Raw genomic sequence first — 13,344 nt, forward strand, 5'->3', positions numbered from 1 at the left:
TTTTTGGATTAAAACGGTGCATCACCTTTTACAGTTATTCCCATCGAACGAGCTGTTCCGGCAACCATTTTCATTGCAGACTCTACAGTAAATGCATTAAGATCCTGCATCTTGTCTTCTGCAATCGCTTTAACCTGATCCCAAGAAACACTAGCTACTTTTTTTCTGTTCGGCTCACCAGAACCTTTTTTAGTCTTAGCCGCTTCCATCAATTGTACTGCTGCAGGTGGAGTCTTGATTACAAAATCAAAAGACTTGTCTGAATATACAGTAATTGCAACTGGAAGTACCTTTCCTTGCTTATCCTGAGTACGACCATTGAATTGCTTACAGAATTCCATGATGTTAACTCCGGCAGCACCTAAAGCAGGTCCAACTGGTGGTGATGGGTTAGCAGCACCTCCGCGAACTTGTAGTTTTACAACTTTACTTACTTCTTTTGCCATTTTTCAAATTTTTAAATGATCGTTTGTTGAGTGGAAGCTTAAAAAACAATCAAAAAATATGTAACAGTTATTTTTATACTTTTTCTACTTGCATGTAGCTTAGCTCTAATGGTGTCTTTCTTCCGAAAATCTTTACCATTACTTCCAGCTTACGCTTTTCTTCATTAATCTTTTCTACAGTACCATTAAATCCATTGAACGGTCCGTCAATAACTTTAATAGTCTCTCCTATCGTAAATGGAATTGCCACATTATCTGCTTTAACAGAAAGTTCATCAACCTTCCCTAGCATTCTGTTCACTTCAGACTTTCTAAGTGGCACAGGATCTCCTCCTTTAGTTTCACCTAGAAATCCAATAACTCCATTAATCCCTTTTATAATGTGAGGAATTTCTCCTCCAATATTAGCCTGAATCATTACATAACCTGGAAAGTAAACTCGTTCTTTGTTGACTTTTTTTCCGTTACGTATCTGAATTACTTTTTCAGTAGGAACAAGAACCTGATCTACAGAATCTTCAAGTCCTAAATGAGAAATCTCTTTCTCTATGTAGTCCTTTACTTTATTTTCCTGTCCGCTTACGGCACGAACCACATACCACTTTTTCTCTTTTGCTTCTGCCATAGCTATCTTAATTATGATTTAACCCATTCGAAGTACTGCTCAATAGCTCCACTAAAAAGCGTATCAATACCCCAAATCGCTAATGAAAAAATAATCGAGAATGCCGCAACAATCACTGTTAGCCTTTGAGCTTCAGACCAGCTTGTCCAGGTAACGTGGTTTTTTAACTCGTTATATGATTCTGATATGTAATTAACAATTCCTGCCATTTTATAAAAAGATATTTGCACGGGTTGAGAGGCTCGAACTCCCGACACCTGGTTTTGGAGACCAGTGCTCTACCAACTGAGCTAAACCCGTAAATATAAGTGAAGGTATCCCGCTTGTCACGGGATACCTTTTTATATTAAGATAATTCTTAGTCTAGAATTTCAGTTACCTGACCAGCACCTACAGTTCTACCACCTTCACGGATAGCGAAACGTAGACCAACATTCATTGCAATTGGCTGGATAAGCTCTACTGTAATAGTAAGGTTATCACCAGGCATTACCATTTCTACACCATCAGGAAGGTTAATTGTTCCTGTTACGTCAGTTGTACGTACGTAAAACTGAGGACGGTAATTGTTATGAAATGGAGTGTGACGTCCACCTTCTTCTTTCTTAAGGATATAAACCTCTGCTTTAAATTTAGCGTGAGGAGTTACAGATCCAGGCTTAGTAATTACCATACCTCTAGAGATCTGAGTCTTTTCAATACCTCTTAGAAGGATACCAACGTTATCACCAGCTTCACCTCTATCAAGGATTTTACGGAACATCTCAACTCCAGTAATAGTAGAAGTAAGTTTTCCAGCTCCCATACCGATAATCTCTACTGGATCTCCAGTGTTAGCAACACCAGTTTCGATACGTCCAGTTGCAACAGTACCACGACCAGTAATAGAGAATACGTCTTCGATAGGCATCAAGAAAGGCTTATCAACATCACGCTGAGGAAGTTCAATCCAACTATCTACTGCTTCCATAAGATCAAGAACAGTCTTAGACCATTTCTCATCTCCTTCTAAAGCTCCAAGTGCAGAACCTGAAATTACAGGACCGTTATCACCATCATACTCGTAGAAAGAAAGAAGATCTCTTACTTCCATTTCAACTAGCTCAAGAAGCTCCTCATCATCAACAAGGTCAACTTTGTTTAAGAATACAACGATTCTTGGAATACCAACCTGACGTCCAAGAAGGATGTGCTCACGAGTTTGAGGCATAGGACCATCAGTCGCAGCAACAACAAGAATAGCACCGTCCATCTGAGCAGCACCAGTTACCATGTTCTTTACATAATCGGCGTGACCTGGACAGTCAACGTGTGCATAGTGACGCTTTTCTGTTGAATACTCAACGTGAGAAGAGTTAATTGTAATACCTCTGTCTTTTTCTTCAGGAGCGTTGTCAATTTGATCAAATGCTCTTGCTTCAGAATATCCAGCATCAGCCATTACCTTAGTAATTGCTGCTGTTAAAGTAGTTTTTCCGTGATCTACGTGTCCAATTGTACCAATATTTAGGTGCGGTTTGGAACGATCATAAGTTTCCTTTGCCATAATTAATACTTATTTAATCTTAGTTATATATTAGTGTTCAATTTTATACAAAACTAGAGCCAACGACGGGAATTGAACCCGTGACCTCTTCCTTACCAAGGAAACGCTCTACCCCTGAGCTACGTCGGCCAGACAATTGACTGTTTTAAACAGCAATAACCATAAACCTACAAGGGGTTTATGGATAAGATCAGGATTGAGGTAACATTGCCGATATAACCCATTTTGGATATTTTACAGAACAGAAAAAGAAATCGAAAGGCACGAAAACCTTTAATTTCTAATCTATTTTGATAACCGGGGGATATCCTGATTCAATTAATTTAGAGCGGGAGACCGGGTTCGAACCGGCGACATTCAGCTTGGAAGGCTGACGCTCTACCAACTGAGCTACTCCCGCATTACCATTTCAGATCAAAATCTTTGAATTATCTCGCTTTGCTCGATGATTCGTTCGGGTGGCCCCGAACACACATTTTAAATTTATTGATTCACAAAAGCAAGTTTTTGACATCAACTTAATTTAAAATCTTTGTGGGGAGAGCAGGATTCGAACCTGCGAAGACGTAGTCAGCAGATTTACAGTCTGCCCTCGTTGGCCGCTTGAGTATCTCCCCAATTTTACCACTATTTCATAGAACCGTAGCTGAAACAGCTAAGCTTCTGATGGTTTTTAAAACGGCTGCAAATTAAAGCAAATTTGAAGCACCATCCAAAGCATTTTTTTAAAATTTCTAAAGAAAAATTATAAGCTTTTAAATCCTAATGATTTACATTTTAAAATTTCTTCGAAACTTCGGTAATTCCAGTATTTCAAGAGCCGATGGAGGGACTCGAACCCACGACCTGCTGATTACAAATCAGCTGCTCTAGCCAGCTGAGCTACATCGGCATTTTACGCTGCTTTTTCAGCATAAAAAAGTCCGCTATTTCTAACGGACTGCAAATGTATATAAATTATTCCTTTATCAAAAAATAATTTTGAAAAAAATTAGCTAAACATGAGCACTCATTTTTTCCTTCTTCTTGATGAGCTGTCTTTGCAATGAACTAACACATTCATCTACACAGGCTTCAAACTTATTGCAGGTCTTCTTGACCATAATATCATCACCAGGAACACTAAGTAGAATTTCTGTGATCTTATTTTCCTTCCCACTTGTATTCTGAACTTTGAAATAGACGTCAGCATGAATAATCTTATCGAAATAGGTATCCAGTTTGTCAAGTTTTTTCTGAGTGAAGTCAATTAATTTTTGATCGGCATTGAAGTTCACAGACTGCAGATTCATTTTCATATCCAGTAGAATTTAATTAAACAAATAAGGTTAAGTTAATTCTTATTGTTCCGGGGATGAGCGTTCTTGTGTATTTTGCTCAATTCTGCAATGCTGTTGTGAGTGTAGACTTGAGTCGCTGCCAAACTGGAGTGACCCAATAATTCTTTTACCGCATTTAGATTAGCGCCCTGGTTCAATAAATGAGTGGCAAACGAATGTCGCAAAATATGCGGACTCTTCTTTAATTTGCCAGACACCTCACTAAAATAATTATTTATAATTCTATAAACAAAACTTTCATAGATTTTATCTCCTCGTGAAGTCAAAAAAAGTTGATCTGAAACACTAAATAAACCATTTGCATCTCGTTCTTTCAGGTATTTCTTAGCCGTTTCCTTTACTGAGGAAATCAAAGGGATATATCGCTCCTTATTTCTTTTCCCTAAAACCTTCAAAACTCCCCCATCAAGGTCAAGATCTGTCGTCTTTATATTAATCAATTCGATTCTTCGTATTCCGGTAGAATAAAACAACTCAACAATAAACCTATCCCTTAAACCTTCGAAATTGGAATCATCTATTCGTTCAAGAACATTCACTATCTCCTGCTCCGAAAATGGAATTTGAATCTTCTTAGGCGTCTTTAAGGCTTTATGTTTGGTAAGAGGCGAATACTCGATTTGCTCTGTTTTCAATAAGAAACGGTAATAAGCTTTTAATGAAGAAATTTTTCTATTGATGGTTCTATTCGCGATTCCGGATTCAGACAGTTCAACGATCCAGCTCCTCACCTGCTGATAATTGACATTGGCTATCGTTTCCTGATTAAAAGTAGAACTTATAAATTCCTGAAAAACTTTAAGGTCTGCCTCGTAAGCGGTAGTGGTATGAACCGAGTATTTTTTCTCAAGTTGCAAATAGTCCAAGAAGGCAGAAAAGGGCATAAAAAAACTGTTGATAGACAAAGTTACTAAACTTAAATCTATCAACAGTTCGATAAAATTTAAAATCAAATCTATAAGGTAGACCAGATGGAATAGGAATTAGCAGGCACCTCTATTTTAACCCAACCATCTCCCTGAGTTGTTGGTTGCCAGTTAGAATTCCCAGTATAATCTTTAATAGTCTGGTTATACCAGTTCGTTGACACCCATCTCTCCAATCTGTTATTGCTATCATTTAAATAAACAATAAGACCTGGCGCTCCATTTCTTCTGGCAACATATTCATCCTGATCTGCGTGCAGGATATTTGTAGATCCACCTGCCTTATTATTATGTATCCAAATTAGATTATTCATTTTATCCTTATCTAACCATTCTTCATAATCTTGATAGAAAACAGTTGGATAACCTTCATGTGTCATGATATAAGCGTATGCTAACATTTTACCGCTATATATCTCATCGGTATCATGATTTGTTACAAAGGTCACAGCTTTCATCGGCTTACGTTTCCAAAGCATATCACCCTGAAGTTTTGTTAGATCATTTCCTTCAAAAGCATCTTTCATTCTATAATAACAAGCAAAATCGAAAGCTGATGCTCCAGATTCATTCACCCACCATTCTAGGGTTGCAGCATTGCCATCCCAGTATTCACCTACGGCAAACCCACCAACAGCATTTGTCCAACTATCTACTACCCATGGAGAGAATCCTTTTACATAATCAAATCTCCAACCATCAAATCCCATGTTATTCTTGTAGTACTTTGCTACGGAATTAGATTTATTCCATAGCCAGTCCTGAACATAGCTTTTATCGTGACATAGATCAGCAAATCCTCCAAAAGCTCCAGAATCACTACTATGATAATCATTTGGGTGAAAATCCGTCGCCGATCTCAAAAAGAGACCAGAAGCCGGGTCATAATCTGTATAGGTTGAAGTTCCAGAATATGGATTGGTTTCCAGAGCTCCACCACTATTATGATTGATTACAATGTCAGCTATAACACTAATATTATTATTATGTGCAGTAGAGATCATGGACTGCAATTCGCTTTTTGAACCAAACCTTGTTTCCGTAGAACCCATCTGATTATAGTTTCCGAAGTCATAATAATCAAAGGGATCATAACCCATAGAGAAAGGTCCATTCTGAGCCTTTGAAGCAGGTGGAATCCAGATAGCATCGATCCCAGAATTACTCCATGCCGGGATCTTGTCTTCGATTGTTTCCCACCAAGTTCCGCCAGCGGGCACATCCCAGTAAAAAGCTTGCATCATCACCTTGCTCCCTACCTGGGCCTTAGTTGGATTAGCAGATTTTGAATTTTGATTTGATTTTTTTTGCGGCCGAATATCTTCAGAATTAATTTCTTCCTGTTGACAGGAATTGAAGAAAAGCATAGAAATCGCTAGAACAGCGCAAAGGTTAAGTTTTTTCATAATTAAATATTAAGGGGTTTCGTTCAAATTATGAAAAATTGAAATATTTCGAAGCTTAAAAAAAGAATCACATAGACGAAAACGTTTTCGTGTTAACAAGTATTTAATTTTCACGGATATAAATTTAAAACCACCGAACAAATCGGTGGTTTTCTTTATAAGATATGTAACAATTTACTAGATATCTTCTGCGTCTCTCAGGTGCTGGATATATTCAGCTTTCTGAATTTGAGCTCTACGCTCTACAGAAGGTTTTGTAAAATGCTGACGATCTCTTAGCTGACGCATAGTTCCTGTTTTGTCGAACTTACGCTTAAAACGCTTAAGAGCTCTATCTATATTTTCTCCGTCTTTAACTGGTATAATTAACATAGTGTCATCACCTCCCTTCTTTTGGAATCGGCTGCAAAGATAATGCATTTCTAATAACACCCAATCTTTTTATTATTTATTTACTAAATTATTAAATTTTGACTTACAGCTCTAATTTTGTGTAACTTGAAGCAAAAATCTACAACACATGAAAAATTCAATTACCGCCATCATATTGCTGCTATTTTCAACTACTTCACTTTTTGCATTCCAGGATTTTAGTGAGGTTGAAATTGAAATTGTTCCGGTTAGTGATAGCGTATCAATGTTGAAAGGAGCAGGTGGCAATATAGGTATTCTAACAGGCGAAGACGGAGTATTTATGATAGATGATCAGTTTGCCGGATTAAGCGAAAAGATCATGAATGCAATAAGTAACCTTAGTAATAAGCCAGTCAAGTATCTTGTGAATACACATCATCACGGTGATCATACTGGTGGGAATGAAAATTTCCAGGAACATGGGGCGATGATACTTGCGCATGAGAACGTTAGAAAAAAATTGAAGTCTGACACCAGCCGAGTAAGTGGTTTGCCCGTTGTTACTTTTTCCGAAAATTTAAACTTACACATCAACGGCAACGATATCATGGTGATTCATGTTGATAATGCACATACAAACGGTGATGCTCTTATCTACCTGCCTCAAAGTAATGTTCTACACACCGGAGATACATTTTTTAACGGTAGCTTTCCATTTATAGATCTTAATAATGGCGGAAGCGTTGACGGAGATATCGCGGCTGCTAAAACAGGCCTTTCGATTATAAATAAGAACACTAAAATTATTCCTGGTCACGGAAACCTTGCTACATATGATGACTATCAACAATATGCGAAAATGCTGGAAGGGATCAGGTCAAATGTTATGAAAGCGATCGAAGAAGGAAAATCTGAAAAAGAGATCATCAATGACGAAAATCTTACCAGTGAATTCATTACAGATGAGGCTGCTTCAGAAGCCTATATTAACGGACCAAAGATCAGGACCACTTTCTATAATAGTTTGAAAAAATAAAGCCTCGAATTTCTCCGAGGCTTCAAATTATAAATTACTACAGCTATTTACTTAGCTGCAGGCTTATATTCTTTCTTATCGATCACCATTTTGGCGATGATCTCTTTTAAGATTTCAGAAGTTCCACCACCAATTGGCCCTAACCTACTATCTCTAAACATTCTGGCCATAGGATAATCTTCCATATAACCATAACCTCCAAGCATCTGAAGACATTTGTACATGACATCATCGGCGATCTTAGTAGCAAGAAGTTTGGACATACTAGCTTCTTTTACCACATACTCTCCATCATTTAGTCTCTGCGAGGTAGCATAGTTGAATTCCTTGATCACTTCCACTTCACTCACCATTTCAGCAAGCGAATGTCTTAGCGCCTGAAATCTATCGAGAGTTTTACCGAATGCCTCTCTTTCGCTCATATAACCCATCACATATTCCAGGGCGAATTCAGATCTTGCATGAGCATTGATACCCATGATCAATCTTTCCATGGCGAAATGCTGCATTATGTAATTAAAGCCTTTACCTTCTTCACCTAATAGATATTCTTCTGGTACTTCTACATTATCAAACGCAAGCTCTGCAGTATCTGACGCTCTCCAACCCAATTTATTCAATTTCGTTGCAGAGATCCCTTTAAAATCTTTATCAACCAGAAACATGCTCATTCCCTTATTTCCTTTTTCAGGATCGGTCTTAGCTGCAACTACATAAAAGTCGGCATAAACACCATTGGTGATAAAAGTTTTGGAGCCATTAATAATGAACTTATCTCCTTTCTTAATTGCTGTTGTTTTCATCCCAGCAACATCTGAACCTCCAAAGGGTTCAGAAATACAAAGACAGCCTATCTTATCACCGTCAATCGCTGGGGTAAGATATTTTTCTTTTAAATCATGACTTGCCTCAACTTTTAAGTGAGTCATGGCCAGGTAAGCATGAGCCCACATTGCTGCGGCAAATCCCCCTGAATTTATCTTCTGAAGCTCTTCCAGAAAGATCACTGTATAGAAAAGATCCACTCCCATTCCTCCATATTCCTCTGGCTGGTTCAAGCCAAAATATCCCATTTCACCAAACTTCTTCCAGATAAAACGCTCTATAGTACCAGTCTCCTCCCATTTATCAATATGCGGCACAACCTCTTTCTGCAAAAATTCCTGAAAACTTTTCCTGAACAATTCATGTTCTTCTGTAAAATATCTGCTCATGTTATATTGTATTTAGCCATTTTCATGAAACTGAAATGGCATTTCTTGATTATCTTATTATGAATTTCGAGTTGATTTTTTCGCAAAAATTACTCTACGGCCAAATATAATTTAATTCTATCGATTTTATCGTAAGGAAATAGGTTGATTTTTGATAATTCTTCAAAAGACGAAATACCCTCATGAAGCTTTCGGTAACTAATGATCTCCTTCGCAATTCTTGCGTTAAAATAAGGAATTTCTGAAAGCTGTTGTTCACTGATGTCATTGATATTCAATAAAGAGGTTGTAGGCTTTGAAATGATCTTGAATTGCTCATCAATTCTTTCAATAACTTCTGGAGATAGCCCATAAACATCCTTCAATTGAATGGATGATCTGAAACCACCAATACTATTTCTATATTTCACGATCCGTTCAGAAAGCACATCCCCTACACCATTCACCTTTTTTAGATCTTCTGAATTAGCCGCATTCAGATCTGATATGATAAAACCGGTTTCAGCTGATTTTTTAAATTCTGTAGGTTTATTTTTAGTTTTCTGAGTCCATTCAGGAAATCTGAAAGATGGAGATATCTTTTTCAGAAGGCTATCATGAACTTTTGTGACAGATTTAAAATCTTCGATGGAATTGATCCATTTGCCAGACTTGCGATATACGATAAGACGGTCAATTTCAGATGTGGACATTCCAATCTGGTAAGCTTTAAAATCGGTAAGGTAGTTTGGATTGAAAGGATAGATAGTATCCTTTCTAACCTCAGCAAGCTGATTGATCGAATCCAGTTGCTTTCTGAAATTATTGATTTCGGTCTCATCGATCTTTTCAGAATCAGATTCCGGAGTGAAATCTATAAAAATGAACAACTGAAGAATAATGATGAGAAGCAATAAAATAAAAATCCCATTTTGCTGACTTCGGGAAAGCGCAAAATGGGATTTTAAAAATTTCATTATTTAGAGTGACCTAAGAGGCCGCTTCAGCTTTTTTACCTTTTTCAGGTTTGTGAAATAATTCACCTGCTTTAAGCCTGTGTGTGTATTCTTTCAGGTCATCACTAACTTCTCCGATCATAAAGTACAACCCAATAATGTTAGGGAAAGACATCGCGAGAATCATCATATCTGAAAAGTCCAGTACAGCGCCTAAACTTACAGATGCTCCCACTACTACGAATACAAGGAACAAGCATTTGTAGATTATCTCATTCTTCTTGCTCTTACCAAATAGGTAAGTCCATGCTCTCATTCCGTAGTATGACCAGGAGATCATAGTTGAGAATGCGAATAAGAATACTGCTGTTGCAAGTACATATGGGAACCATGAGATTACACTACCAAAAGCAGTAGATGTAAGTTCAACACCACCAACACCTTCAACTTCGTGCATACCTGTAAAGATCAATACCAATGCAGTAAGAGTACAAACTACTACGGTATCGATGAAAGGCTCAAGAAGCGCAACAAATCCTTCAGATGGCGGGTGATTAGTTTTAGCCGCAGAGTGAGCAATTGCAGCAGATCCAACACCGGCCTCATTAGAGAAGGCGGCACGCTGGAATCCAACAATCAATACTCCAATAACTCCACCTTTAAGTGCACTAGGACTAAACGCTCCATCCCAGATCGCTGAAAATGCAGGTCCAATATTTTCGATATTCACACCAATTACGATAAGAGCCCCAAGAACATAAACCGCTGCCATGATAGGAACGATCTTTCCGGTTACTTTCGCAATACTGCTAATTCCACCAATAATCACGATACCAACTAGAACAGCCACCACAATTCCAAACCAGAAACCATTTCCGGCAAGCATTGGGAACTCTCCAGCTAGAATAGAGAAAGATTGGTTAGCCTGAAACATGTTACCTCCACCAAAGGAAGCACCAATCGCCAGGATAGCGAAAAAGGCTGCAAGGAATTTACCTAGACCTCTTTTATTTCTTTTTTCAAGACCATATCTAAGGTAGTTCATTGGACCACCGAATACACGACCTTCAGAATTTATAAATCTATATTTTACACCAAGTGTACATTCCACGAATTTAGAAGACATCCCTAGAAGACCAGCAAGGATCATCCACATGGTTGCTCCGGCACCACCTAGAGAGATCGCTACTGCAACCCCGGCAATGTTACCAAGACCAACTGTTCCTGAAACTGCTGTAGCCAGCGCCTGGAAGTGAGTTACCTGACCTGGTGCATTTGGATCATCATACTTACCTTTTGCAAGTTCAAGAGAATGCTTGAAACCTCTAATATTGATAAATCCTAAACGGATAGTAAAGAATAATGCTCCTAACACAAGCCACACTACGATAAATGGAATATTCTTTTGTTGAGGATCTCCGTTTGGATGTAAAAGAGCGATTGGCTCATCATAAGTGATGCTCGCAAAATATTGCGCTCCCTGCTCAATTACATGTTGCTTATTTTCTGAGTTATAAATAACTTCTCCTTCATCAAGAAAGTGTTTTAAGTTACCATCAGCATTCGCATATGCCGTGATATCCTGACCGTTCTTTGAAACAGTTGCAATTGGATCTCCCGTATTCACGTGATCTCCTTCTGCTACTTTCCAATCTTTTAAAATGAACTTTGATGTTTCCTGTGGATCCCATTCCGGAGCTTCCACTCTCTTAAGATCTGCGTAAACTACTGGATCGTAAATTCCTATTGCTGAAAATGGATCCCAGAATAGAACATTACCCATGCTTTCAACTATAGGAGCGAATGTCCCGTTAAAGTGCTCAGTGATCGCTTCGGCGTCTACCTGAAACTCTTTTTCTACCGAATTCCCTTCGCTATCTGTAACAACAACGCTGTATGGAATTCCTTCTGTTAGACCTTCTGTTCTGTTGGATTCTAGGCTAGTTGCCTGGTTAGACCATTTGTATTGGTAAGGAGGTGTTCCTCCCGTTACATCCAGTTCGATGAACCCATTATTAATCACTTTTGAAGGATTACCGACTTTGGCCTTAACGTCTAGTTCTTGTGCAGACAATCCAAAAATTGAAAATAAAAAGAACATTGAAAGTAAGTACTTTCTCATATAGAATTTCTGTTATTTATTTGAAGTTAAATTTTCAGCGGGTGAATATGCTAAAAAATTAGTCTATTTCAAACTTTTACCCGTTAAATTGTGAATTTCTTGTTAAAAAAAATATAAATCCTCAGACCGGGTTTATAGCAGAAATTTTCAGACGGAATAATACTTTTTTAGGCTTTCAATTTGCTCCGGTCTTCCAATCATTATAAGTTTTGATTCCTTCTCCAATTTCAGGGAAGGTTCAGGATTTACCACGTAAGCTCCTGAAGGTGATTTATATCCAATTATTGAACAACCCGTTTTCTTACGAATATCGGTCTCTGCGATCGTTTTTTCAATCCCATCTGAGCATATCTTTGAAAAGGAAATTTGCTCTACATTTATACTGTCCTGCTCTCCAGAAACTGACAAATTATCGAGGAACTCAACGAGGTCTGGTACGACCACTAGAGAAGCCATATGACTACCCCCAATTCTATCTGGCATAATCACATTATCTGCGCCAGCTAATTTTAACTTTTTGTAGCTATTTTCTTCGGTTGCCCTGCTAATGATCTTCAGATCCTTCTTCAATTGTCTTGCAGAAAGAACTATGAACAAATTATCAGCATCTCTCGGCAAAGCACAGATCAATGTAGAAGCTTTATCTACTCCGGCAGATTCCAGGATCTCATCTTCCGTAGCGTTCCCAACAATATAATTGAGATTATCATCATTTTCGATTCCCTGAAATACTTCTTCATTCTCGTCTATGATCACAAAGTTCTTTCGGTAATCTACCAGTTTCTGAACAGCCATTTTTCCATTCTGACCATAACCGCAAACGATGACATGATCCTTCAAGGAATCAATTCTTTTTCTCATTTTATTCCGCTTTAGATTACCAATATTATTTTTATTCAAAATGTGTTCTGTGATCGTAGAAAGTCCGAAACCAAATATAAAAAGTCCCGAAATAATAAATACTGAAGTAAAGAGCTTTCCATAAGGTCCCATAGGCTGAACTTCACCATATCCCACAGTACTCACCGTAATGATGGTCATATACAAAGCATCTACCCAGGTATAATCATAAAGGAAACGGAAACCAACCACACCGGTGAAAAAGACCAGGATAATTAAGGCAACAGCCAGTTTTATTCTTGAATCCAGCAGTTTTCTCATAGATCGAATACCGATGTTCTCTTAGTATAAATAAGGTCTTTTAATTTCAGCCAGAAAGCCAGCGTAAGATATACTACAAAACCTGCTCCCATCGTAAAGAATGAAGCATAAATGAAGAATAGCCTTACATTCTTTGCACGCATCCCCAGCTTATCAGCAAGACGGGTGGAAACATAAAATCCATGCTTTTCCAGGTGATACCTAATGTTAGAAACAAGCGTAGTCATGCAGCA

General features: G+C 38.0%; 14 protein-coding genes and 5 tRNA genes. 1 reads left to right on the plus strand and 18 read right to left on the minus strand.

What is annotated here, in order from left to right:
* Positions 1-8: 8 nt before the first annotated feature.
* The 13 genes from rplK to rpsU all read right to left on the minus strand — a co-directional run bounded on the left by rplK (position 9) and on the right by rpsU (position 6,661).
* Positions 9-446 (minus strand): 50S ribosomal protein L11, encoded by a 438-nt coding sequence (gene rplK / locus RE431_RS09670; protein WP_156273616.1) that lies wholly within the window; start codon positions 444-446, stop codon positions 9-11.
* Between the two features lie 73 nt (positions 447-519).
* Positions 520-1,071, minus strand: a complete 552-nt coding sequence (nusG, locus tag RE431_RS09675) for a transcription termination/antitermination protein NusG (protein WP_309561780.1) — start codon at positions 1,069-1,071, stop codon at positions 520-522.
* 11 nt (positions 1,072-1,082) lie between these two features.
* Positions 1,083-1,280 carry a preprotein translocase subunit SecE gene (gene secE / locus RE431_RS09680; protein WP_309561781.1) on the minus strand — a complete coding sequence of 66 codons (198 nt, stop codon included), beginning with the start codon at positions 1,278-1,280 and terminating at the stop codon, positions 1,083-1,085.
* Between the two features lie 18 nt (positions 1,281-1,298).
* Positions 1,299-1,371: transfer RNA gene (locus RE431_RS09685), tRNA-Trp, on the minus strand.
* Positions 1,372-1,429: 58 nt separating this feature from the next.
* A complete protein-coding gene (gene tuf, locus RE431_RS09690) occupies positions 1,430-2,617 on the minus strand; it encodes an elongation factor Tu (protein WP_309561782.1) in 1,188 nt (395 codons plus the stop codon).
* A gap of 57 nt (positions 2,618-2,674) precedes the next feature.
* A tRNA-Thr gene (locus RE431_RS09695) sits at positions 2,675-2,746 on the minus strand.
* A 198-nt stretch (positions 2,747-2,944) separates the two neighbouring features.
* A tRNA-Gly gene (locus RE431_RS09700) sits at positions 2,945-3,017 on the minus strand.
* A gap of 135 nt (positions 3,018-3,152) precedes the next feature.
* A tRNA-Tyr gene (locus tag RE431_RS09705) sits at positions 3,153-3,234 on the minus strand.
* 201 nt (positions 3,235-3,435) lie between these two features.
* A tRNA-Thr gene (locus tag RE431_RS09710) sits at positions 3,436-3,509 on the minus strand.
* Positions 3,510-3,612: 103 nt separating this feature from the next.
* On the minus strand, positions 3,613-3,915 hold the full coding sequence (gene hpf, locus RE431_RS09715) for a ribosome hibernation-promoting factor, HPF/YfiA family (protein ID WP_309561783.1): 303 nt from the start codon (positions 3,913-3,915) through the stop codon (positions 3,613-3,615).
* 35 nt (positions 3,916-3,950) lie between these two features.
* On the minus strand, positions 3,951-4,841 hold the full coding sequence (locus RE431_RS09720) for a tyrosine-type recombinase/integrase (protein WP_309561784.1): 891 nt from the start codon (positions 4,839-4,841) through the stop codon (positions 3,951-3,953).
* A 71-nt stretch (positions 4,842-4,912) separates the two neighbouring features.
* Positions 4,913-6,289, minus strand: a complete 1,377-nt coding sequence (locus tag RE431_RS09725; protein WP_309561785.1) for an alpha-amylase — start codon at positions 6,287-6,289, stop codon at positions 4,913-4,915.
* Between the two features lie 177 nt (positions 6,290-6,466).
* The gene (gene rpsU / locus RE431_RS09730; protein ID WP_026933820.1) at positions 6,467-6,661 is read right to left on the minus strand and encodes a 30S ribosomal protein S21; all 195 of its coding nucleotides are present in this window, start codon (positions 6,659-6,661) and stop codon (positions 6,467-6,469) included.
* A 148-nt stretch (positions 6,662-6,809) separates the two neighbouring features.
* Between rpsU and RE431_RS09735 the strand changes: the two genes are divergently transcribed.
* Positions 6,810-7,679, plus strand: a complete 870-nt coding sequence (locus tag RE431_RS09735; protein WP_309561786.1) for an MBL fold metallo-hydrolase — start codon at positions 6,810-6,812, stop codon at positions 7,677-7,679.
* A 47-nt stretch (positions 7,680-7,726) separates the two neighbouring features.
* Here RE431_RS09735 and RE431_RS09740 read toward each other — a convergent pair whose 3' ends face one another.
* The 5 genes from RE431_RS09740 to RE431_RS09760 all read right to left on the minus strand — a co-directional run bounded on the left by RE431_RS09740 (position 7,727) and on the right by RE431_RS09760 (position 13,338).
* Positions 7,727-8,893, minus strand: a complete 1,167-nt coding sequence (locus RE431_RS09740) for an acyl-CoA dehydrogenase family protein (RefSeq protein WP_309561787.1) — start codon at positions 8,891-8,893, stop codon at positions 7,727-7,729.
* An 89-nt stretch (positions 8,894-8,982) separates the two neighbouring features.
* Positions 8,983-9,849, minus strand: coding sequence for a ComEA family DNA-binding protein (locus tag RE431_RS09745; RefSeq protein WP_309561788.1), 867 nt, complete (start codon positions 9,847-9,849; stop codon positions 8,983-8,985).
* A 13-nt stretch (positions 9,850-9,862) separates the two neighbouring features.
* Positions 9,863-11,950: an amino acid carrier protein gene (locus RE431_RS09750; protein ID WP_309561789.1), complete on the minus strand. Its 2,088-nt coding sequence runs from the start codon at positions 11,948-11,950 to the stop codon at positions 9,863-9,865.
* Between the two features lie 147 nt (positions 11,951-12,097).
* Positions 12,098-13,111: a potassium channel family protein gene (locus tag RE431_RS09755; protein WP_309561790.1), complete on the minus strand. Its 1,014-nt coding sequence runs from the start codon at positions 13,109-13,111 to the stop codon at positions 12,098-12,100.
* Complete coding sequence (locus RE431_RS09760) at positions 13,108-13,338, minus strand: PspC domain-containing protein (protein WP_309561791.1); 231 nt, start codon at positions 13,336-13,338, stop codon at positions 13,108-13,110. The genes RE431_RS09755 and RE431_RS09760 overlap by 4 nt, the downstream gene beginning before the upstream one ends.
* Between the last annotated feature and the right edge of the window lie 6 nt (positions 13,339-13,344).

The organism is Christiangramia sediminicola, from assembly GCF_031344135.1.
GTDB classification, from domain to species: Bacteria; Bacteroidota; Bacteroidia; order Flavobacteriales; family Flavobacteriaceae; genus Christiangramia; species Christiangramia sediminicola.